This is a genomic window from uncultured Marivita sp. (assembly GCF_947488135.1).
In the GTDB taxonomy this organism is placed as follows: Bacteria; Pseudomonadota; Alphaproteobacteria; order Rhodobacterales; family Rhodobacteraceae; genus Marivita.
This window is the reverse complement of sequence record NZ_CANKYW010000005.1, coordinates 179720-200466: the sequence shown is the minus strand read 5'-3', so window position 1 is coordinate 200466 and position 20747 is coordinate 179720. Positions and strand designations below refer to the sequence as shown.

At 61.0% G+C, this 20747-nt stretch carries 21 protein-coding genes, 4 pseudogenes and 1 other annotated feature; of the genes and pseudogenes, 13 read left to right on the top strand and 12 right to left on the bottom strand.

Annotated elements, in window-relative coordinates:
* Positions 1–8 precede the first annotated feature (8 nt).
* The 4 genes from Q1B16_RS15180 to Q1B16_RS15165 are packed head-to-tail and all read left to right on the top strand — an operon-like array spanning position 9 to position 3283.
* The gene (locus Q1B16_RS15180) at positions 9–740 is read left to right on the top strand and encodes an amidohydrolase family protein (protein ID WP_299790513.1); all 732 of its coding nucleotides are present in this window, start codon (positions 9–11) and stop codon (positions 738–740) included.
* 2 nt (positions 741–742) lie between these two features.
* Positions 743–2170, top strand: a complete 1428-nt coding sequence (locus tag Q1B16_RS15175) for an amidohydrolase family protein (protein ID WP_299790510.1) — start codon at positions 743–745, stop codon at positions 2168–2170.
* Positions 2167–2928, top strand: coding sequence for an MBL fold metallo-hydrolase (locus Q1B16_RS15170; protein WP_299790507.1), 762 nt, complete (start codon positions 2167–2169; stop codon positions 2926–2928). The genes Q1B16_RS15175 and Q1B16_RS15170 overlap by 4 nt, the downstream gene beginning before the upstream one ends.
* Positions 2921–3283 carry a Rid family hydrolase gene (locus Q1B16_RS15165; RefSeq protein WP_299790504.1) on the top strand — a complete coding sequence of 121 codons (363 nt, stop codon included), beginning with the start codon at positions 2921–2923 and terminating at the stop codon, positions 3281–3283. The genes Q1B16_RS15170 and Q1B16_RS15165 overlap by 8 nt, the downstream gene beginning before the upstream one ends.
* Before the next feature lie 12 nt (positions 3284–3295).
* Here Q1B16_RS15165 and Q1B16_RS15160 read toward each other — a convergent pair.
* A pseudogene (locus Q1B16_RS15160) lies at positions 3296–3448 on the bottom strand (IS110 family transposase); the annotation flags it as partial.
* A 144-nt stretch (positions 3449–3592) separates the two neighbouring features.
* Here Q1B16_RS15160 and Q1B16_RS15155 point away from each other — a divergent pair.
* Positions 3593–3733: pseudogene (locus Q1B16_RS15155) on the top strand (integrase core domain-containing protein); the annotation flags it as partial.
* Between the two features lie 461 nt (positions 3734–4194).
* Positions 4195–4646, top strand: a pseudogene (locus Q1B16_RS15150) (integrase core domain-containing protein); the annotation flags it as partial.
* Positions 4647–4683: 37 nt separating this feature from the next.
* Here the strand turns inward: Q1B16_RS15150 and Q1B16_RS15145 are convergent.
* Positions 4684–5004 carry a hypothetical protein gene (locus tag Q1B16_RS15145; RefSeq protein ID WP_299790501.1) on the bottom strand — a complete coding sequence of 107 codons (321 nt, stop codon included), beginning with the start codon at positions 5002–5004 and terminating at the stop codon, positions 4684–4686.
* A gap of 171 nt (positions 5005–5175) precedes the next feature.
* On the opposite strand from Q1B16_RS15145, the pseudogene Q1B16_RS15140 reads away from it, so the two are divergent.
* Positions 5176–6533 (top strand): annotated as a pseudogene (locus tag Q1B16_RS15140) (ISKra4 family transposase).
* Complete coding sequence (locus tag Q1B16_RS15135; RefSeq protein WP_299790498.1) at positions 6440–6934, top strand: aldo/keto reductase; 495 nt, start codon at positions 6440–6442, stop codon at positions 6932–6934. Before Q1B16_RS15140 ends, Q1B16_RS15135 begins: the two are co-directional and overlap by 94 nt.
* A gap of 41 nt (positions 6935–6975) precedes the next feature.
* On the opposite strand, the gene Q1B16_RS15130 is transcribed toward Q1B16_RS15135, so the two are convergent.
* The 4 genes from Q1B16_RS15130 to dctP (Q1B16_RS15115) all read right to left on the bottom strand — a co-directional run bounded on the left by Q1B16_RS15130 (position 6976) and on the right by dctP (Q1B16_RS15115) (position 11133).
* On the bottom strand, positions 6976–8376 hold the full coding sequence (locus tag Q1B16_RS15130) for a DUF4038 domain-containing protein (RefSeq protein ID WP_299790495.1): 1401 nt from the start codon (positions 8374–8376) through the stop codon (positions 6976–6978).
* A gap of 3 nt (positions 8377–8379) precedes the next feature.
* Positions 8380–9678: a TRAP transporter large permease gene (locus Q1B16_RS15125; RefSeq protein ID WP_299790492.1), complete on the bottom strand. Its 1299-nt coding sequence runs from the start codon at positions 9676–9678 to the stop codon at positions 8380–8382.
* Positions 9675–10220: a TRAP transporter small permease subunit gene (locus tag Q1B16_RS15120; RefSeq protein ID WP_299790489.1), complete on the bottom strand. Its 546-nt coding sequence runs from the start codon at positions 10218–10220 to the stop codon at positions 9675–9677. Before Q1B16_RS15120 ends, Q1B16_RS15125 begins: the two co-directional genes overlap by 4 nt.
* Before the next feature lie 61 nt (positions 10221–10281).
* Positions 10282–11133: a TRAP transporter substrate-binding protein DctP gene (gene dctP / locus Q1B16_RS15115; protein ID WP_299790486.1), complete on the bottom strand. Its 852-nt coding sequence runs from the start codon at positions 11131–11133 to the stop codon at positions 10282–10284.
* 16 nt (positions 11134–11149) lie between these two features.
* Here dctP (Q1B16_RS15115) and Q1B16_RS15110 point away from each other — a divergent pair.
* Positions 11150–12384, top strand: a protein-coding gene (locus Q1B16_RS15110; RefSeq protein ID WP_299790483.1) for an IS3 family transposase whose coding sequence is annotated in 2 segments (ribosomal slippage) — positions 11150–11450 and positions 11450–12384 — 1236 coding nt in all. Because the reading frame shifts where the segments join, the coding sequence is not laid out codon by codon here.
* Positions 11437–11553, top strand: a sequence feature (AL1L pseudoknot). Its footprint overlaps the gene before it by 117 nt.
* Here Q1B16_RS15110 and Q1B16_RS15105 read toward each other — a convergent pair.
* From Q1B16_RS15105 to Q1B16_RS15080, 6 genes are all read right to left on the bottom strand, one after another.
* A complete protein-coding gene (locus Q1B16_RS15105; RefSeq protein WP_299790480.1) occupies positions 12385–12624 on the bottom strand; it encodes a hypothetical protein in 240 nt (79 codons plus the stop codon).
* A 1009-nt stretch (positions 12625–13633) separates the two neighbouring features.
* Positions 13634–14017: a MarR family winged helix-turn-helix transcriptional regulator gene (locus tag Q1B16_RS15100; RefSeq protein WP_299790477.1), complete on the bottom strand. Its 384-nt coding sequence runs from the start codon at positions 14015–14017 to the stop codon at positions 13634–13636.
* Entirely contained in the window at positions 13938–15200 is a 1263-nt protein-coding gene (locus tag Q1B16_RS15095; protein ID WP_299790475.1) for an ISKra4 family transposase, read from the bottom strand. Before Q1B16_RS15095 ends, Q1B16_RS15100 begins: the two co-directional genes overlap by 80 nt.
* The gene (locus Q1B16_RS15090; protein ID WP_299790472.1) at positions 15201–15371 is read right to left on the bottom strand and encodes a hypothetical protein; all 171 of its coding nucleotides are present in this window, start codon (positions 15369–15371) and stop codon (positions 15201–15203) included.
* A gap of 79 nt (positions 15372–15450) precedes the next feature.
* Positions 15451–15675, bottom strand: a complete 225-nt coding sequence (locus tag Q1B16_RS15085; protein WP_299790469.1) for a hypothetical protein — start codon at positions 15673–15675, stop codon at positions 15451–15453.
* 271 nt (positions 15676–15946) lie between these two features.
* The gene (locus Q1B16_RS15080; protein WP_299790467.1) at positions 15947–16810 is read right to left on the bottom strand and encodes a LuxR C-terminal-related transcriptional regulator; all 864 of its coding nucleotides are present in this window, start codon (positions 16808–16810) and stop codon (positions 15947–15949) included.
* Positions 16811–16925: 115 nt separating this feature from the next.
* Here Q1B16_RS15080 and Q1B16_RS15075 point away from each other — a divergent pair, with 115 nt between their 5' ends.
* The 4 genes from Q1B16_RS15075 to Q1B16_RS15060 are packed head-to-tail and all read left to right on the top strand — an operon-like array spanning position 16926 to position 20742.
* The gene (locus Q1B16_RS15075) at positions 16926–17825 is read left to right on the top strand and encodes a 3-keto-5-aminohexanoate cleavage protein (RefSeq protein WP_299790464.1); all 900 of its coding nucleotides are present in this window, start codon (positions 16926–16928) and stop codon (positions 17823–17825) included.
* A gap of 31 nt (positions 17826–17856) precedes the next feature.
* Entirely contained in the window at positions 17857–18864 is a 1008-nt protein-coding gene (gene dctP, locus Q1B16_RS15070; RefSeq protein ID WP_299790461.1) for a TRAP transporter substrate-binding protein DctP, read from the top strand.
* A 55-nt stretch (positions 18865–18919) separates the two neighbouring features.
* A complete protein-coding gene (locus Q1B16_RS15065) occupies positions 18920–19426 on the top strand; it encodes a TRAP transporter small permease (protein WP_299790457.1) in 507 nt (168 codons plus the stop codon).
* Positions 19426–20742, top strand: a complete 1317-nt coding sequence (locus Q1B16_RS15060) for a TRAP transporter large permease subunit (protein ID WP_299790454.1) — start codon at positions 19426–19428, stop codon at positions 20740–20742. Before Q1B16_RS15065 ends, Q1B16_RS15060 begins: the two co-directional genes overlap by 1 nt.
* The last annotated feature ends 5 nt before the right edge of the window (positions 20743–20747 follow it).

Sequence of the window (20747 nt, the reverse complement as noted above, 5' to 3'; positions counted from 1 at the left end):
AGCACCCAATGATCATCGACGCCTACAACAATATCTGGACCGCCCAGCAGAACTCCGACTACCTCACCGCCAATACCTATTCGGTGGAAATGATGCTGCGCGACATGGACCATGCGGGGGTCGACATGGCCGTGGGCTGCTCGCTGGGCCAGATGATCGACAACGATTATACCGCCAGCGTGGGCCAGAAATACCCCGACCGGATCATCCCCTTCACCCAGGTCAACGCCCGCGACATCGACGCCGCCGACCAGATCCGCCGTGACCATGATGCTCATGGGTTCAAGGGGCTGAAGTTGCACCCGGTGATGCACGGCTATCACGTCGTTGATCATGGGTTGCTCGACCCGGTCTTCGAGGCCTGCCACGAGCGGGGGATCATCGTGCTTTTCAATGCGCTCGACGATGCGTTCATTCATCCGCTCGGCATCGAGGAGATTGCCAAGCACTATCCGGAAGTGCCGACACTCATCGCGCATATGGGCACGGTCTGGAACGTGAGCGAGGCGATTCTCGTGGCCAAGCGCACGCCGAATATCTATCTGGAGACCTCGTCGACCCAGCTCATAGAGGTGCAGATGGCCTACAAGGGTCTTGGTCCCGAAAAGATCATCATGGGCACCGACTGGCCGGGCAGTGATTTCGAGCTGGAGCGGATGAAGATCTCCAAGGCGATCAGCGATCCGGAGCACCGCAAGATGGTCGAGGGTGGCAACTTCGCAAAGCTCTTGGGCCTCTGACCGTGGCGCAAGCGACCTTTGATGCCGCCGCGATCTGGCCCCGTCCTTGGGAGGGGCTGCCCGCCTCGGGCGGGCGGATCGTAGTGAAACAGGGTCACATATCGTCGGTGGAAGACGGCGCGGCGTCGGGTGATCTGCTTTGGTTTCCGGGTCTGATAAACGCCCATGACCATGGGCGCGGTTTGTCGCCGCTGGCCTATGGCGCCTCCGACGCCCCGCTCGAACCCTGGCTCTGGGATCTGCGCCGCGCGCCCGGCGTCGATGTCTACCTGTCTCATGTGGTGGCCTTCGGCGAGATGGCGCTGTCGGGGATCTCAACCGTGATCCACAACCATCTGCCGCAGGGGAAAGACCTTGTCGCCGAGGCCCGCGAGGTGGCGCAGGCGGCGCGGGATGTGGGGCTGCGGCTGGGTTTTGTAGTGCCGATCATCGACCGCAACCTCGCAGGCTATGATGGAGGCGCCGCCGCTTTGGCCCCGCTGACTGGAGATGAGCGCGCCGCCGTCGAGACCACCCATGCGATGCCGCCGGTGGCCGAACAGATCGCCTTGGTTCGCGAGATCGCCATTGCTATCGACGGCTCCGGCACCGTCACGCAATATGGTCCCCCCGGCCCCCAGTGGCTTTCGCGCGAGGGCTGGGCGATGGTGGGCGCGGCAGCTGCGGAAGACGGACGGCGGGTGCATACACATCTACTCGAAACTCTGCCCCAGCGCCACTGGCTCGACACCGAAGAGCCCGGCGGTGCCGATGCTTTCCTTACCGCCGCCGGCGTGCTCTGCGACCGATTGACAATCGCCCACGGGGTTCACCTGACCGCGCGCGAGATGGTGGCGCTGGCAGATGCCGGCGCGGTCCTCGCGCTCAACACCTCGTCAAACATGCGTCTGCGCTCGGGGCAGGTCGATGGCGCGCTGATGGCTCAGAGCGGCCTCACCCTCGGCATTGGTCTCGACGGACTGGCACTCGACGACGATGCCGATATCTGGCGTGAGCTGCGATTGGCGCAGACGCTGCTCGGGCCACGCGGTGTGGACGGAGGCGGCCTGCAACAGCGGGCAATCCTTCGCGCCGCCTTCGCCACCGGTGCCCGAGCGCTCGATGGCAAGGATGCCCCCGGTCTCGTCCACGGCGCGCCTGCCGATATGGTCGCGCTGTCGCTGGATCGGCTGGCCCATGACCGGGTCGAGGACAGCGCGGCGACCCTTGCAGCCCTCGCGCTTGGCCGCTCCACGCGACATACGGTTGCCCGCGTCGTCTCCGGCGGATGCGAGATCGTGCGGGATGGAGAGCTGACCGGCCTCGACCTGTCTGCCGCCCGCCGCGAGCTTGCAGCACAGGCCCGCGCCGCGCGGGCAGCTTCCCCGCCGGGAGACTGGATCGCTCGCGCTCGCGCCGCCACGATCCGCCATTACGGCGGCACATCATGAGCATTGTCATTCCCCTTCATGATGGCGGTTTTGCAATGGAACAGAGCCTGTTTCCCGCACTCGCCTCCCAGCCAGAAGAGGCCACAGCCCTGATCGGCGCGCCCTTTCCGTCCCATTTCGATATCCCCGTATGGGCCTTCGCCATCCAAGACGCGCGCGGCTGGTCGCTGGTCGATACCGGCGGCGGCGCCATGATGGGTGCGGGCTTTGGCGGCGTGCACACCGCGCTGAACGCCGCCGGGATCAACGCGGGCGATATTACGCGCATCTATCTGACCCATCTTCATGGAGATCATTGCGGCGGGCTTCTGGATTCCGAGGAATCCGCTGCCTTTCCTGCCGCGCGGGTGGCCTTACCCGAGGCCGAGCGGGCCTTCTGGTTCGGCCCCCATGTTCCGCCCGAAATGGGCCAGATCGCGGAGGACGCCAGGCGCGCCCTGCATCCCTATGGTGATCGCGTCGATCCGGTCAGCCCCGAAGATCTCGTCGGCGCTGCACGGGCAATCGACGCTGTCGGCCATACTCCGGGACACACGGCCTGGGCTTTCGAAGAGTCGGATCTGCTCGCCGTGGGCGATATCCTGCATCTCGCTCCGCTCCAGCTCTGGCGCCCGGAAATTGCCAGCATATGGGACATGGATTGCGAGGCCGCCGTCGCCACTCGCCGGGCATTCATCCGCCGGGCGCGCAAAACCGGCGCAACGCTTCTGTGCGCTCATGGCGGCGCGATCCCGGCGACGGAGATCCCCGATGAGTGACCTTGCCCGTATCGACCCCGGCCCCCTGATGTCACAGGCCACGATCGCGAACGGCATCGCCTGGCTTGCGGGCCAGATCGGCGCACCCGGCCCCCATCCGAGCTTCGAGCATGAGGCGCGCGCGGCGCTCGCCGCCGCCGATGTCCTGCTCGCCCGTGTCGAAAGCCATCGCGGGGCTCTTCTGCATGTCACCGTTCACATTGTCGATCTGGCGTTGATGCCCCGGTTTAACGACGTCTGGACCTACTGGCTCAACGGCGCCGCGCCCCCTGCACGGGTGGCAGTCCAGACGCCGATGGTCGACCCCTCCTTTTCCGTCGCCGTGAGTTGCATCGCGCGCTGCGCTGTCGCCTAGATGACACCAAGCGCCACTCAAGCGCTGGAAGTCGTCGAGCGTGTTGGTAATCGTCATGCGACGGCGGCGCTTCTTGCCGGGGACGCCGATCAACACCTCAAGGCGGTGCTTGGAAATGTCGATGGCGACCAACAAGGTCGAGGCGGTAGTATCGGTGGCGGTCATAGCCGGTCTCCTCAGCGGTGAAGCTTGTGCAAAAACTACTGTTGCGACCTGAGACCCGGTTATGGCCACCCACTGCGCTATTTGGGGGCTGCGCGCGTGGCTATAACCTCAAACAAGCGCACCTTCCCGAGGTGCTACGGCTCCGCGGTCGATCTTGCCGAGTATCTCGAAGGCAAAGGCATGGATCATGTGCGCGGTGCGCCACACCATCCTCAGACGCAGGGCAAGATCGAGCGCTGGCATCAGACCATGAAGAACCGTGTTCTCTCGGAAAGCTACTTCCTGGCCCGGCGAGCGGCTGACCCGAGGCTCTTTGTCAGTGCCCAAAGCTTTCAGGTGTGATGACATCATGCGTTGGGTTCGAGCGATGCAGACAGTCGCTGTCTACATGCCCGAGATGGCAGGTTCAACGTAACAGTGCGAGCAGGATACGGCACATGGTGCAGTCCTCCGGTTATCGCCGTGTCGCAAACTACCGCCCTTTCTGGCATTAATGCTTCGAAGACGGCCGAAGTGTTATGATGCAGCTTTCTTTTTTTTGGGGCCAGTTGATCAAAGCGACCCCTGCAATTGCGGCGCAAAGCCCGGCCGCGACTGGGAGAGTGAATGTTTCGCCTAGGAACACGAGGCCGAGAATGACACCGATGCCTGCTCGCAGATAGCTCTGGCTTGCGACTCCCATGGACCCGAGTGTGCGTACCAGCCGAAAATAGACCAGAAGCGCGACCCCCGTGCAGAGGATCGATAGGACCGAAGAGGGCAAGCTCTACCTCTTCGTTGGTATTGACCGGACCAGCAAATTCGCATTCACACGATCCTCACTGACAACGGCATCCAGTTCGCCGAGCAGCCCCGCAACCGGAATACTGCATATTCACGGCAGATGCGGTTCGACATGATCTGCGATGCCAACAGTATCGAGCATCGTCTGACCAAACCGAACCATCCATGGACTAACGGCCAGGTCGAGCGCATGAACCGCACCATCAAGGATGCGACGGTGAAACGCTACCACTACGACAGCCACGAGCAGTTGAGCAGCCATCTCGCCGACTTCCTCGATGCCTACAACTTTGCCCGCAGATTGAAGACGCTCAGCGGGCTCACCCCATATGAATACATCTGCAAAATCTGGACATCAGAACCAGATCGATTCATCCTAAATCCGATCCACCAGATGCCGGGACTGAACACCTAGGGCCGCCCAGATTCTGATAAGCGGATAGGGCGGGCCATTATCGTCCCTCCCCGCTTTTATTCGCCTCGAGCAGATCGGCAATCTCGGCGCGGCCCTGATCTCGCGCATGCTCAGCAATCGACTTCCCTTCGGGGTCGGAGACAGCTCGATCGGCTCCGCTGTTCAGAAGGTAGCTAATGACGCCGGCCCTGCCGTTAACCGCTGCAAACCATAGCGGCGTCGCCCAATCATTGGGGAGGGTTTCTTGCGGTCCCGTCCGAACGGTTCTGAAACGCGCGTTGGCGAGGCCCGGGTCCCCATCTAGCGGGCGCTCCAAATGGTCGAGCCGGTCGAGAGCGGCAGCAGCGAAAACGTCCATCGGACAATCCATCAGAAAGGCGATTGCGTCGGCGTGGGGAGTGGGCAAAACTTGGGGGTTATGCGGCTGCTCTCTGGTAAGCGCCGGTTAGTCGACTGTCAAGCACTGCGGGAGTGGGCAAAAACTGGGGGTCTTTGTCTATGATGGCGGTTTCACAGTTGAGGAATTGCCATGGATGTGCGGATCATCGTCGAGACGACATTTGAGAACGGAACCACGAAGACGCGGCGCCTCGGACGCCTTTCCCGCCCATTTCGAAGTACTCAGCCCGAGGGCTTCGGGCTGCTGCTCGAAGATGCGAAATCCTTGCTTTGGCAATTGCAGCAAGCGATCCTCCTTGACCAGATCGAGGAGATCTCTGAGGCGAGTAGGGTCTGTCCTGACTGCAACAACGTCAGGGCCATCCATGACTATCGACCCAAGTTTCTGGACACTTTGTTCGGTCGGTTTCACGTCAAGACGCCACGCATTCGCCGTTGCGCCTGCAACGCCAAGTCTGAGGTCACACTGGGTGGACCACTCTCTCCCCTTGCCCGTTTCTTCCCGGACCGATCAACACCTGAATTGCGACGCCTTCAAGCTGAACTCAGAGCGCGACATTCGTTTCGGGAAGCAGCGCGTATCATAGAGATTTTTCTGCCATGCGCCAAGCAGGCGAAAACCTCGGTACGTAATCGCCTCGGCAAAACTGCCAGGGAAATCAGCGATAGCGAGTATGCGGAACCGGTTGTCTCGTCAGCAGAAAAGACCGCAGCTCCGGTGACATTCTTTCTGGACGGTGCGCATATTCGGAGCAGACCGGAATACCAGAAGCGGCATCTCGATGTTGTGGTGGGTAAGATCGAGAGCGCGCAAATGTTCCGTCGTTTCGGGCTTGTACAGCAAGCGGCTCAATCTCCATCGAGGCAAGTACGGCAAGACCTTCAAGACACTGGCTGGGACGGTGAGAGCCCAGTTACCGTGCTTTCGGATGGAGAACCCGCATTGCCCAATCTCCTGCGCTACGCCGTCGGCGGGCCAGTTCGTCATATCTTCGATTGGTGGCACATCTCGATGCAGGTCAAACATGTCGAGAACGCCGTAAGGGGACTACTGCAGACCAAGAGTTTTTCAAGCATACCTGTGTTGTTCGAACGCCCCGCAGAGCGGTCACGATGGTATCTTTGGCATGGAAAGGTTCGAGTGGGCACCACGAGCCTTCAGTGGCCGATCACCGATTGCGAGCGGCTTTGCAAAGATGACCCCGAAGTGCGCGACGCGGCTGCGCGTGTACAAGCGCGTTGCCGGGAACTCTACACCTATCTGGCAGACAATATGGATAGCCTCACCGACTATGTGCGGCGATATCGCAATTGTCTTCCAATCTCTTCGTCTCGTGCAGGAGGCTGCGTGGACGACATCGGAACACACGCATGGGAAAACGACGACGCATGACATGGTCACTCAAGGGCGCGCACAGCGTCGCTATCGTACGAGCTGCCGTTCTCGATGGAAGGTTGACCAGCGCATACCGCAGGGAGGCTGCCTGACCCCCAGTTTTTGCCCACTCCCCGCGGGTGATTTTCTTTCGGGAAAGTTCGATCGCGAGGGACGAACCGCAGATGGAAGACGAGCCGAGTTCGATTTCCCACCGGTCGACAAAGACCGGGCCTACGATGTGATCGACAGAATGCGCATGATCGCATCCAACAAGGGGTGCACCGTCGCACGGGTGGCGATTTCCTGGCTTCTGCACCAGCCTACCGTCACCAGCGCAATCCTCGGTGCAACGCGGCCCGAGCAGTTACTGGACAACATCGGCGCGGCCGCTGTGCCGCTGTCTACCTGCGACCTTGGAGAACTCGACAAGGTGTCACGTCTTCCGAACGAGTATCCGGGTTGGATGCTCGAGCGACAAGGCGCTTACCGAGCACATTTTCTGCAAGGTTAGCGCAAGTCGGTTGTGGTTCTGCGGAAGGCCCTCCCGCGATCTCAAGCTGCCAGAACGAGAATCACCGAATCCAGATCGCGATCAGGCGCAATCCTTACCTGCCCCGCATTTTCCTGCCGGAACCGCCTCGTTTCGGTACAGGTTTCGGGATCTACAATCACGACTTCCAGCTGGTTGCCGGGAATCGCCGAAGTATCCAGCGTCACAATTGCGCGCACCGGCGTGTGCGCGACGATCCAATTGCCTTGCTCGCTCTTGGCCACGGATACTCGAACAGCCGGATCATCGTTTCTTTGCCCGGCGAAAGGAATCCCTACATTGAGCCGGTCGGGCCAGGCGCCCTCGGAATTCAGAGGCAGAAACAGCTCCTGCGCGGGTCGCAACGCCTCGCGGTCGAGCGTCGTCAGCCACGCCGCCGCCCAGGCCACTTGACGGGCGCCCGGCGCGTCAAGGCAGTCGGACCACACCTCGCTGGTCTCGTCGTCCCATGCATGCACCCGGTCGCCCTTGCGATGGACCTGCCGGATGGCTTCGTGACCGTAGGTGAACCCGGCCGCACCCGCGAGAGCGGTTCGCCAGAACGCTTTGCGCACGTCCCACGCGGAGAAACGCGGAAGCCATTCGAGATGCTTGCTCGAAAAGCAGTGCCGGTCGTTGCGCTCGCCCATTACGAACATTCCAGCGGCTTCGTAGTTGGGCTCCATGTCGACGATGGGCTTTGCGGGCGAGGTCCGAAAGAAGCGTTCGACGTGTAGGTATCCAGGAACGTTTGGTTTGTAGTGGCTGCTCTGCAAAGCATTGAAGTCGAGCCAGGGCTCGGAATGAAAGATCGCGGAGGTTTCGAGGCCGCGCGGGTAGAAGGTGATCGGCCGATTTCCGGACGCACCGGCGCGCAAGCCCTCGGCCATGGCGCGGATCGTGTCGGCGTGTGCCTGCTCGAGGATCGGGCTGTCGCCGCCCAAGACCCAGACGAGGTTCGGGCAGTCGCTGAGCGCGTCCGACAGGTACCGGCAGTAGTCCCGGCCCGACCGGGCGTCCATGATGACGGGCCCCGCAGAGTTGGAATGCCGGTTCCACTTGTCGCCCCAAGTGGGCAGGAGCGAGACGATCAGCCCGTGCGCCTCGGCGCGTTTCACCATCCGGCGAACGAAGTCCATCCATTTCGGATTGAGCCTCACCGCCTTCATGTCGGCGTCGCTGGCGAACGGGCGGTCGCCGTAGGCGTTCGGCGTATTGGAATCGTGGAGGTCACGGAAGACACAGGCCTGAATGGCATTGAAGCCCTTGGTGGCGCGATTCTCAAAGTAGCGCTCGATTTCCTCTTCGCGAAGTTTTCCGAACAGGACCCAAGCAGTGTCTCCCAGAAGAAAAAACGGCTTGTCGTTGCCGTCGCGGAACCAGTGTCCGCATGGCGAGACAGATAGTGAAAGCGGATGTGGCATAGGTCAGAACCCCGCGAGCGAAGGAATGAACAGAACGATCTCGGGAATGAACGTGATGATCAGAAGCACCACGATCATTACCGCGACCATTGGAAGGATCTCCCGCATGATCCGGTGGATCGGAACTCCGGAGACGGCCGACGTAATGAACAAGAGCCCACCCATCGGCGGCGTCGAGAGCCCGATCATCATGTTGAGCACCAGCACTACACCGAAATGGGTCGGGTCAAGTCCGAGATCGCGCGCCAGCGGAATGACGAGCGGGACGAACACGATCAACATGACAATGGTGTCGACGAACATGCCGAGCAGCAAGAAAACCAGGTTGATTACGAGTAAAAGTATCCAGCGCGTGGTCGATACGTCGAGGATCCAGCCCGAAAGCGCAACCGCGAGCTGTTCGTACGAAATCACAAACGAGAAGGCGAAGGCGGCTCCGACCTTGACGCCGATGATCGCTGTGGTCGTCGCAGCGTCCGCCGCGACGCTCCAGAGCTGCCTCAGTCCCAAGGTCCGGTAGATCAGCATGCCAACGATAAGCGCCCAGCCAGCGGCGATGGCACCGCCTTCGGTCGGCGTAAAGATGCCCGTATAGATGCCGATTAGTAGGATCGCAGGTGTCACGAGAGCGGGCGCCGCGCGCAGAGTCAGAAGCGCCCATGCACCAACGTTCATCCGAATGTGCTCACGCGGATAGTCGCGTCGTTGTGCAACAAGGGCGACATAAGCCATAAGGAACAGGGCGAGTAGCACGCCGGGTATAATACCGCCGAGAAACAGCGCCCCCACGCTTGCCCCCGAAAGCGTGGCATAGAGGATCATCGGGATCGACGGTGGAAAAATGGGCCCGATCGTCGCCGATGCGGCGGTGATTGCGCAAGCGAAGCCGTCGTCGTAGCCGGCCTTCCGCATCGCCTTGATCTCCATCATCCCAAGCCCAGCGGCATCGGCCGTCGCGGCGCCGGACATGCCAGAGAAGATGAGCGATGCCATTACGTTTACATGGCCGAGACCGCCCTTGAAGCGGCCGACGATCGTCGACGCCCAGCGGAAGATTAGGTCAGTAATCCCGCCGTCATTCATTAGTTTGGCAGCGAAAATGAACAACGGTACGGCGATAAGGACGAACTTTACGTGCATCTGGCTGACGAACTGGCTGGCCGCCATAGAGATGGGCGTGGCTGGTCCAGGTGCGATCGCGAAGTAGAGGATCGAAGACGCAATCATGCCGAGCGCGATGGGCTGCCCAATCATGAAGCACAGGATGAAGACGCCGAAGAACACTATCAGTTCAAGGCTCACAGGTCGCCCTCCGCAAATCGGTCCGCGGCGTCGTCCGTAGGGGGTGTCCCCCGGATCAGGCCAACGATGTCGTCACGCAGCCGCCAGCCGAAACGGACGACAAGAGACAAAAGAAACACCATGAAGGGCGCGTAGGCCCAGCTCATACGCATTGGAAGCACCGGGTTCATCCTGCGGTCGACGAAGACCAGGTAATTCAGTGTCGGCACGATAAGTGCGACGAAGGCGCCGAGCAGGATCGCGTGACCGACAATGTCCATCAGCCTCCGCACGCGTGGCGGCGACGCGTCCCGCAGGACGCTGAACCGGATCAGACCGTGATTGCGCTCTGCATATCCGACCGCGAAGAGGACGATCCAGAGAAACAGAAATCCCAGGAGCTCATCAGGCCAGATCAGGGGCGTAAAAAAGTAGCGAAACGTAATCTGAAGCAGGAAGACCGCAACGAGTGTGATCATCATTGCTGCCGGCAAGTGGTACTCGACGATGTCGAGCAGAAGTCGGCCCGCCGACCTTGCGCGAGGGAGTGACAAGAAGGTCATTGAAGGCACCCTGAGCAATGAGGACGGGAGAGCGCTGAGCGCATCTCCCGCACAGTGATCCTCATTCGTCGGCCATTTCCACGACGCGGTCGTACAGTTCACGATCCCACCGCTGAGCGAGAGGCTCGGTTTCGTAGAAAGCGCGGGCATGCTCGATGAAGGCGTCCTTGTCGGGCTCCACGATAGTGACGCCTTCGGACCGGTAGGTCTCGATCAGCTCCTCCTCGCCTTGCAGGATCCTGTCCGTCACGCAGGCATGCGCCGCATCCGCCGCCCCCTGAACCCAGCCCTTTTGCTCGTCGCTGAGCGACTGCCACCGGTCCTCGTTGATCGCGAAGTGCAAGTTCCAGATCAGATGATCGGTCAGGACGAGCTGCGAGGTCTGCTCGTGAAAGCCCATCGCACGGCTCACGGTCAGTCCGTTGTCCTGACCGTCGACAACGCCCGACTGCAACGCCAGATAGGTCTCGTTGAACGCGACAGGTGTCGGGTCCGCCCCAAGCGCACGGCCCAGCGCGATCCACGAGGGAAAGTTCGCCATGCGCAACTTTACGCCTTCCAGATCCTCCGGTGTGCGGACCTCTTGGTCGACGGCATCGGTCAGCGAAAGCTGCCGCGTTCCGTAGAACATCATTCCCGACAGCGGACGAATGTTCGTCGCTTCCGCGACATCGTCCATGACCCTCTGACCTTCGGGGCTCGACCAGAATCTCTGGGCGTGATCCACGCTTTCGAAGATATAGGCCGAGGTAAACATGCTAGCGTAAGGGATCATGTCCTCATGCGTGGAGACCGCAGTGACTTCGAGGTCGATCTGACCCTGCGCAAGCGCATCGCTGTTCGATCCCTGCGGAAATAGCTGGGCACTGTCGTAAACGGTGAACCGCCCCGGGTTTACCGGAGAGTAAAACACTCAAAGGATGAGCCCTATGACGAAGAGACGATTCACGCCCGCCTATCCGGCTGAACTACGCGAACGCGGTGTTCGGCTGTTTCGAGAGAACCGTGCAGATGACACCAGCGATACGGCAGCCTACCGGGCGATTGCACCGAAGCTTGGCTGTTCGCCGGACAGTCTGCGCGCCTGGTGCCAGCAGGCCGAACGCGACGCCGGACAGCGGGCCGGGCTGACGAGCGCGGAGAAGGACAGGATCAAGGATTTGGAGCGGGAGAACCGTGAGCTTCGGACTGCCAATGAGATCCTGAAGAAAGCCAGCGCATATTTCGCCGCGGCGGAGCTCGACCGCCCGTTCAAGCGATGATTGCGTTTATCGATGATCATGGAGGGGTCTTCGGTGTCGGGCCGATCTGCCGGGTTCTGGGGATCGCACCTTCGACCTTCTATGCGCATAAAGCTGTCGAGCGTGATCCGGATCGGGCTTCGGCACGGGCAAAGCGCGACCTGTCGGACAAAGATGCCATCAAGCGCGTCTTTGAGGCCAGCCGGGGCCGCTATGGCGCCCGCAAGGTCTGGCATGTCCTGCGCCGGGAAGGGCGCGACATCGCCCGCTGTACGGTGGAACGATTGATGCAGGTCTTGCAAATACAAGGCGTTGTCAGGGGCAAGAAGGTGGTCACCACTAATCCCGATACGGCCCAGCCGTGCCCCGACGACAAGGTGAACCGGGCTTTCGTAGCCAAGCTTCCGAACCAGCTCTGGGTGTCGGATTTCACATATGTCTCAAGCTGGCAGGGTATGGTTTACGTCGCCTTCGTCATCGACGTCTTCGCTCGCAGGATCGTCGGCTGGCGCGTCTCTACCTCGATGACCACCGGTTTCGTGCTGGATGCCCTGAACCAGGCGATCTGTCAGCGGGCACCGTCCGAGGCAGACAAGCTGATCCATCACAGCGATCGCGGCAGCCAATACCTGTCGATCAAGTACACCGAGCGGCTGGCCGAAGCCGGCATAGACACGTCTGTCGGCAGCGTCGGAGATTCTTATGACAACGCCCTCGCCGAAAGCATCATCGGCCTGTTCAAGACCGAAGTAATCAACTTCCTCGGACCCTGGAAGTCAGTGAACCAGCTCGAGTGGGAGACGCTGAAATGGGTCGACTGGTACAATTCCGAACGCCTGCACAGCGCCATCGGATATGTCACGCCACAAGAGAAAGAGGAGGCATTCTTCGCAGACTTGAGCGCCGGTGAGAAAGCGGCATAACTATTGAACCACAAACTCTCCGGTAAACCCGGGGCGGTTCACGGTGACGGTCATGGCGCCCCCGGAACGGGACTCGATTTCGGGGGCGAGCACGGTCCGTGCGCATTGCGCGATCGGATCCTCGGCAACCATGATTGTGTGAAACGTCAATTCCATCGGTTCTTCGGCGGACTGCGCCGATGCTGCCGTTGCAAGAACCGCACCCGCAACGAACGCAACCGAAAGTGCTGTCTTCGTCATTTTCTTCCTCCCATTGGTTCGCCTTCTTTTGGCGTTGACTGGAACTCAGTACGTCACACGGTGAAAGACCTGTCAACACTTTCGGAACATTGTTCCATTGAGTGGAACACAGAATGATGTGCGTTGTATGGCTAGGTGCCTACGACAATGGACTGGGGAGTTGAGACCGAAGAATCGCTAGACGAAGCGCGGGTCGACTTTCGACGATGCGGTATTTGCGACCTAGGCGCGCCACACCTGGTCCGCGGCCCGACTGGTCAGCCATTTCCAGCGTACCGGACGCTGTCACGTTACCGACGCGCGGTGGGGGATCGACCGAATTGATTTCAAAATGTTGAACAAGATGGCGCAATGCATAGAGCGAGTTATCGAGCAAGTTCGCGCAGCTGCCGATCTCCATAACTCCACGGGGCCTGAACAGCCTGCGATACAGTCCGGCAGCCGCTCAAGCCGGCTCACATCGTCGGGCAGCCTGGAAACAGGCTGCGGCTCTTGGTGACACCCGTCGCTCATGATCGCGTCTGTGAATTCGAAGGTCCTGCCCAGATAGATCGACTGAACGGCTTCGAATGCCGGAGCGACCCAGAAAATGCAGGCCGCGCTTCTGTCCTGCGAAATCCCCGACCGCGGTTCCGCGGAGAGTCGAAACGCGGCTTCAGGTTCAAGGTGGATCTACCAATGGCATTTGCCGGAAAGTCGGTCCCGGATATTCGCCGAGCTCTTGAAGCGTCCAATCGGTAATATCACCCCAGATCGGAACGACTTCCATGTGTCGTAATCGGTCAACTCAATCGCGCTACCCACCAATTTTCCGCTGCCAAGGGACGCATTACGGCGAAACGTCCGCGATTTCCGCAGCCAGGGACTGAAATGTGGCGGCGTACCTTTCTTTGAGCGCCGTCTTTTCTGGACACGAGAACTCATCCTTTTGCGGGTTGCGGTGCCGCAGGACCTCAGCCGGACTGGTTGCCAAGGAACGTTTCGTCGTCCAGCGATTGCACGAGAGCCATTAGAGCACCGGTATAGCTGTATTGCCGATTCCCTCCCTCAGATCGTCGAGATCAAGCGCGCCTTCGAGCGCGAGAAGCAGCGCATCGACGGCATCGTGTTCGGCACGCCAGACCGGCAGCGACGCGGTCAACAGCGCATGCCCCTTCTCGGTCAGCGCGAGGCGGCGCGCCCGCGCGTCCGTCTTGTCCGGCACGATCTCCACCAGACCCTTCCGCGTCAGTGGCTTGAGCGCGGCGGTCAGTGTCGTGCGATCCATCGCGAGAAACGGAGCGACCTCGCCGGGACCGTTCAAAACTGTGGGGTCAGGCCACCTTGAGCAAGGGTGGTGTAGGGCTAATAAATCTCGCAATGTTGCCCGGGATAGGCTGTTTTGGCGCTTCATATTTCGTTCGGTCAGACAGATCTCCGTTCAGCACTGATGCCCGGACTTTCAGCAGGTAATGCGCTCCGGTGCGTGACCATCGCATTTGTTGCTTTTTCACAAATCGCTTGGCGACAAGCCTGTTGACGCTCGCCTCAGCCGGTGCGGTCGAAACGCGCTTCCCATCGCGATACCGCTCGGCATAGTTGACCACCGATCCCTTGTTTCTTGTTATGTAGATTTGCAGGGTTTCGAGCAATTTGTCGGCGCGGTGCGCCCAAATGCTTGGCACCGGGTCTCTGGACAAATCTCGTCGAACCGTTGCGATCAAGGACAAGGCTCGACCAGCTTGCCCGTTCCACAATCGCCACCGTATTCGTTCCATACGCCCCTCGAAGCTCAAGAGGTGCTTCGGGGCCGTTGCTCCGAGCTGGACCAGCGGCTGTATCTTCATTGAAATGTGAAACCAGTCGAGGATGTGGTTCACCGGTTGTGGAAGCATGCCCGTTAAGCACTTCAGACATTCTGCCCCGTCCGAAATGACGGTGATTTCACCCTGGTCAGCGTAGCCTTGCCTTTTGAGTGCCAGAGCCGCCATCGCCCTTAATTCCCTTGGATGCGTACCTTCAAAAGCAAAGATGGGTCCCGGCGGATCACCTCTTCCGCCGCGCCCACAGTGGCCTACAACGGCTTCAAACGTTCGACCACCATACCGCTTGAGCATTGGAATGTGCGCCGTATCCACATTGAAAACAAATTCACGTGCCGGATCGCCCACAAGCGCAAGCTCGTACTGCGTTCGATCCGGATAGTTCAGGTTTTCGAACCAGCTCTGATGCCTTTCAGCCTCTTCGATCCGCTTGCCCATAGCCAAGGTTCGGTTGCGAAGCGTAGTGAAGGTTCGCGCCGATTGATCGGGCAAGAACGTTGCCAACAGGTCTGATGCTTCACGATATGAGAATTTCGCGCCCAGTTTTGCGGAAAGCTCCAACAGTTCGGGCGTGGCGCGGTCCTTGCAAATATCGGCCGCAGGGGAAAAGGTGAAACAACATGCCGGATTGCACTTCTGGCAGACCATCAAGCGAGGGAAGCGCACAGGTATTTCACCAAAGACAGTTAGTATATTTCTCTGGTTGTAATCCTTGATCGGCAGCAGTCCCTCGCAGGTTGGACACGCCCGGCAGAAGCGAACCCAAAGGTCCAACTACCGCTCGACAATGATCTTCTGAACCTCTTTCATGATCGCCTTACCGTCTTCAATCGAGCAGCCCAGCTTCCCGCCAGCCAGGCCGTCAAGATTCTTCTCGATCATGAACTCCTTGCGATATTCATCCCCAATCGGGTCAACGGCTTCCAAAGTAATGCGCCAATGCATTTGCGCCTCCACAGCAATGATCTATGGAGACCAAGATTATCTCTTATTCTGGCTTTTACCCCGTGGTTTTGAACGGTCCCTACCGGCCCGTCACGATGTCGGCCTCGGCGGGCTGTTCGTCGCGGACCGGCTGCCCGTCCGTGGCGAATTCGAGGCCGGTCAGGTTCGCCTGCGCCAGCATCGGCGCGCGTTCGAAAATGGCTCCGGACATCGCCCCGGGCCGCACGGGGGCCCAGCCCAGAACAGTGGTCTTGTCGCTTTCGGTGGGCGCACCCCGCCCGGTGTCGGAAGAATGTTCCGCCATAAATCACCTATTGGAAATGAGAGCCAAACGCGGCCCGGAAACAATGAACCCGCAACAATCCGCCCCCCAAGCCTCCCGCACAGGTTGATTCGTGCAATCGCGAAAACCGGACGCGGCGTTCTTGGGCGGAAACTCGCTTACCCCACGTCAACTTGCGGAGGTTTTCATTCCGGGGGCCGATCCGAAAATGCGCTGCTGTTTCAGACACTTGGCACTCGAAGCGGAGGATTCTTTCAGCAAGCCTCGAAAGGCGCCCGGAAGCCGGATGCCGTCAGACGTGCTTTCGGGCTGCCTCGGTCCTGTTCCTCACACCCAGCCGCTTGAGGATGGCACTGACATGCAGCTTCACGGTGCCTTCGGAGATGTCGAGCCGGTCGGCGATGTCACGATTTGATGCGCCTTGCTGAACCAGCCCGAGGATTTCGGATTGGCGCCGGGTCAGCACGGAGCCCGGTTGCGCTTCGGGCGGCGGCGCGGTGCCGGCGGCGTTCTTCATGAGCCCCCGGGTCGCCCGAAGCGCGCCTTCGAAAGCGGCAAACCGCTGTGCGAGCCGCGCGATTTCGCCCTCGACCGCCGCCTTGTCGCCGCAGTCGATATTCTCCATGACGCTGACGCTATCGCGCAGGGCGGCGAGAGGCTCGGCGAGGTCCTGTGCGGCGATATAGCTGAACCGGCCCTCGGCGACCTCGCTGCGGCGCGCCCCGGACAGGGCGCGTTCGAGGGCGTCGAGCGCCTCGCGCCGATCGGTGATGTCCAGGGCAACGCCATCCCAGATCACCGTGCCGTCCGCCTCGCGCCGGGGCTGACCCAGCGAGCGCACCCAACGATAGCCGCCGCCAAGCGATTCGACGCGAATCTCGATATCGAGAGGCTGCAGATCGCGCGCCGAGTCCTCCAGCGCGCCGACGAAACGCGCGTGGTCATCCGGATGCACCCAGTCATGATCGACCGCGTCGGCCTGCATGAGCTCCTCGGGGTCGAGCCCGAAGGATTTTCGCACCCCGGAACTCACGTATCTGTAACGGTATTTCCCGTCCGGAGTGCGCATGCGCTGCATGGTGTGACCCGGAAACTGATCGGCCAGCAGGTCGGCCACATCGGGGGTAAGCCCCGTGGAAGACAGGAATGCGCTCATATATACAAAGTTATATTAACGACACCGATTTGCAAGAGATATATAACTTTTCCTATGACTTTTGACGAAGTGCGTGTATGCCTTCCTTCGTCCGGCATGCCGGAGGGAGGACAATTTGGACAAGATCATCATCGAGGCTCGGGTGAACGAGCTGGCGACGCGGCGCGGCAATCCGAATGTGCCGTTCCTGCCGAAGGAGATCATCGCGGACGCGAAGGCCTGCTATGACGAAGGCGCTTCGGTTTTCCACTATCACGGCCGCACAGCGGATGGCGCGCCGGACCATGATCCTGGCTTCTATCTCGAAACCAATGCGGGCATTCGCGCGCAATCGGACATCCTGATCCACCCGACGCTCGGCTACGTGGCGAACGACACGGATGCGATGGGCCGCTTCGCCGCCATCGAGGAAATGATGAAATCGGCCGACACCGCGCCCGATTTCGCACCGATGGACACCGGCAGTGTGAATGTCGACTGGTGGAACCCCGAAGAGGGCAAATACGACACGACCGAGCTGATCTACAAGAACTCGACCGGCACGCTGATGCACTTTGCCGAGCGCATCGAGCATCACGGGCTGAAGCCGTACCTGGTGAGCTGGAACGTCAGCTTCACCCGCCAGATCGAGCAGTTCCTGAAGATGGGCGTGCTTACGGGACCCGCCTATATCTGTTTCTGCATGACCGACGAGATCATCTTTGCCGGTCATCCCGGCACGGTTGCGGGATTGGATGCGCACACCGCGTTTCTGCCCGCCGGTTTCGATTCTGTCTGGACGGTCGTGAACTACAAGGGCGACCTTTTCGAGCTGACCGAGAAGATCATTCGCGAGGGCGGACATATCTCGATCGGGCTGGGGGACTACGCCTACATGGACGGCGCGCGCCATCTGACCAATGCCGAGGTGATCGCCAAGGTGGCCGCACAGGCCCGCGCGCTGGGGCGCGAGCCGGCCACCGTGGCCGAGACGCGAACCATTCTCGACATGCAGAAAGTAAAGGTCGCTTCCTGACTCGAACGAAAAAGACCAAAGGGAGGAAAAAATGAAACTTCACCACTCACTCGCGGGCATTGCCGCCGCAGCACTTCTGGCCGGAGGGGCCAGTGCGGAGAGCTTCAAGATGCAGACGTTTCTCGGCGCCAATGCGTCAACGACCAAGGCGTTCGAGGCGATGGCGGAGCAATTGGCCGCCGACACGGACGGTGCGATCCAGATCGAGGTTCTTCCCGGCGGTGCCGTCGTGGGCGCGGGTGAGACCATCGAGGCGATCCAGAACGGGCTGCTTGACGGTCAATACACCGCGCCGAGCTATTTCGCCGGCAAGGATCCCGCGATGGGCGTGCTGGGCGATACGCTTGCCGCCTACCCCGACAGCGCCACGCGCGACCGCTGGTTCACCGAAGGCGGCGGGCTCGAACTCGCCCGCGCGCTCTACGACAAGTACGACATGCACATGGTTTGCCCGATATACTGGCCGCCCGAGCAGATCCCCTCGAAAGTCGAGATCAACGGTGTCGCCGACCTCGAAGGGCTGAAGATGCGCGCGCCGGGGGGGCTTGCCTCCGATCTGCTGAGCCGGGCCGGCGCGTCGCTGGTCACGATGGGTGTCGGTGAGAGCGTGACGGCGATGGAGACCGGCGTGCTGGATGCCACCGACCTCGCCAATGTCGCGCTCAACGTCGCGTTGGGGATGCATAACCAGGCGAAATACTCGGTGCTGGCGCGCCATTCGATGGCCGTGACCGAGATGAGCGTATCGAAGGCCAAGTGGGACAGCCTCTCGGCCGAGAACCAGGCCGCCTTCGAGGCCGCCTGCAACGCGATGTCCGAAAGTCTCAAGCAGACGCTGAGCACCGAAGACGATGCCGCCGAAGCGCGGGCCAGGGAAGAGATGGGCGTGACCTTCATCGAGTTCGGCCCGGAGGACGCGAAGGCGTTCCGCGACATGACGACCGAGGTGTGGGCGGACTGGGGCGCGAAGAGCGCCGATGCACAGGCGATCGTCGACAGCCACGAGGCCTTTCTCGCCTCGATCGGGCTGACCAACTGACACCCTCGGGTGGGTCGCCTCATCCTTTGGCGGCCCACCCGATCTGGATTCCGACATGACCCTTCACCGTTTGGCCCTCGGCCTTGGCCGGATAACCGCATGGTGCTTCGCCGCGATTGTCCTGATCATGGTTTACGAGGTCGTCGCACGCTACGCGTTCAACGCGCCGACGACCTGGGCACATGAAACCTCGATCCTGCTGGCGAGCTTCGGGTTCATCTTCGGAGGCGCGTTCTGCATGGCCGAGGGCACGCATATGCGCATCACGCTGCTGGTCGAACGGCGGCCGGGCTTTGCGCGGTTCTCCGATGCCCTGTCACTGTTGGCGGGCACCGTCTATCTGGGCGGGCTGACCTTTGCCGCGTGGCGCATGGCCGAGCGGGCCGTCTGGCGCTTTTCGCTGAACGGATCGTGGGATCCGGAACGGTCGGGCAGCACGCTGAATTCGCCTCTGCCGTCCTATCTCAAGGCGCTGCTCTTCATCGGGGCCGCGCTTTTCCTGCTGATCGTGCTCAGGCAGGCCTTCCAACTCGTCACCTCCCGCAGCGAAAGGCGCGGTTGATGGACATCGGCACGATCACCTTGCTGATCATCGGCACGATGGCGCTGTTGCTGGTGCTGGGCGTGCCGCTTGCCTTCGTGTCGGGCGCGATCGCCGTTACGCTGGCGGTATCCCAGTTCGGGCTGAACGCGCTGTTCATCGTCGGCTCGCGCACGGTCGAATTCCTGGACAGCTTCGCCCTCATCGCGGTCCCGATGTTCGTGCTGATGGCCTCGATCATGGAGAAATCGGGCGTCGCCGAGGACCTCTACCGGGCCTTCCATGTCTGGGTCGGATCGGTGCGGGGCGGTATCGGCGTGGTGACGACGGGCGTGGCCGTTCTGCTGGGGGCCACGACGGGGATCATCGGCGGAGAGATCGTGCTCCTAGGGCTGATCGCCCTGCCGCAAATGCTGAAGCTGAACTACGACCGCAAGCTGGCGATCGGCACGATCACGGCGGGCGGCTCGCTCGGAACGATGATCCCGCCCTCGATCATCCTGATCTTCTACGGGCTGACGGCGGAGGTTTCGATCTCGCACCTTTTCCTCGCCACGCTGATGCCGGGGCTGATGCTGGCCACCTTCTATGTCGGCTACATCCTTCTGCGCTGCGGCCTGAACCCGAGCCTCGGCCCGCCGCTTCCGCCCGAAGAACGCGACATGCCGCTGTCGGAAAAACTGGCGCTGTTCAAGGGGGTCGCGCTGCCGATGGCCGTGGCGGGCGGTGTGCTGGTGTCGATCTACGCCGGTTTCGCGTCGATCACCGAAAGCGCGGCGCTCGGAGCCTTCGGCGCGGCCATCGCGGCATGGGTGCGCAATTCCTTCAGTTTCGCGATGCTGAACGAGGTTCTGGTCCAGGCGCTGCGCACCTGCGGCATGGTGTTCTGGCTGGTCTTCGGCACCAACGCGCTGATCGGGGTCTACAACCTGATGGGCGGGATCACCTTTGCCTCGAACACGCTGGCAGGGGTCAGCCAGGAGCCGGCGATCATTCTCGCGGTCATGATCGGCGTCTTCATCCTGCTGGGCTTCTTCATCGACTGGATCGGCATCCTGTTCCTGACGATGCCGATCTTCCTGCCGGTTCTGACGCAGCTCGGCTACGACCCGATCTGGTTCGGCATCGTCTTCAACCTGTCGATGCAGATCGCCTACCTGACACCGCCCTTCGGGCCGGCCTGCTTCTACTTGAAGGGGGCGGCGGGCGACAGCCTGGGCCTTTCGGAAATCTTCGCCGCGCAATGGCCGTTCATCGGCCTGCAAATCCTCGCACTTATCATCGTCGTGACGTGGCCCGAGCTGTCGCTCTGGCTGCCGCGGCTCGTTTACGGGTGACGCTC

Coding starts and splice junctions, on each gene's coding strand:
- Q1B16_RS15180 (WP_299790513.1), top strand. CDS start 9: ATGATCATCGACGCCTACAACAATATCTGGACCGCCCAGCAGAACTCC.
- Q1B16_RS15170 (WP_299790507.1), top strand. CDS start 2,167: ATGAGCATTGTCATTCCCCTTCATGATGGCGGTTTTGCAATGGAACAG.
- Q1B16_RS15165 (WP_299790504.1), top strand. CDS start 2,921: ATGAGTGACCTTGCCCGTATCGACCCCGGCCCCCTGATGTCACAGGCC.
- Q1B16_RS15145 (WP_299790501.1), bottom strand. CDS start 5,004: ATGGACGTTTTCGCTGCTGCCGCTCTCGACCGGCTCGACCATTTGGAG.
- Q1B16_RS15135 (WP_299790498.1), top strand. CDS start 6,440: ATGGTCACTCAAGGGCGCGCACAGCGTCGCTATCGTACGAGCTGCCGT.
- Q1B16_RS15130 (WP_299790495.1), bottom strand. CDS start 8,376: ATGCCACATCCGCTTTCACTATCTGTCTCGCCATGCGGACACTGGTTC.
- Q1B16_RS15120 (WP_299790489.1), bottom strand. CDS start 10,220: ATGACCTTCTTGTCACTCCCTCGCGCAAGGTCGGCGGGCCGACTTCTG.
- Q1B16_RS15105 (WP_299790480.1), bottom strand. CDS start 12,624: ATGACGAAGACAGCACTTTCGGTTGCGTTCGTTGCGGGTGCGGTTCTT.
- Q1B16_RS15100 (WP_299790477.1), bottom strand. CDS start 14,017: ATGAAGCGCCAAAACAGCCTATCCCGGGCAACATTGCGAGATTTATTA.
- Q1B16_RS15090 (WP_299790472.1), bottom strand. CDS start 15,371: ATGCATTGGCGCATTACTTTGGAAGCCGTTGACCCGATTGGGGATGAA.
- Q1B16_RS15085 (WP_299790469.1), bottom strand. CDS start 15,675: ATGGCGGAACATTCTTCCGACACCGGGCGGGGTGCGCCCACCGAAAGC.
- Q1B16_RS15080 (WP_299790467.1), bottom strand. CDS start 16,810: ATGAGCGCATTCCTGTCTTCCACGGGGCTTACCCCCGATGTGGCCGAC.
- dctP (WP_299790461.1), top strand. CDS start 17,857: ATGAAACTTCACCACTCACTCGCGGGCATTGCCGCCGCAGCACTTCTG.
- Q1B16_RS15065 (WP_299790457.1), top strand. CDS start 18,920: ATGACCCTTCACCGTTTGGCCCTCGGCCTTGGCCGGATAACCGCATGG.
- Q1B16_RS15060 (WP_299790454.1), top strand. CDS start 19,426: ATGGACATCGGCACGATCACCTTGCTGATCATCGGCACGATGGCGCTG.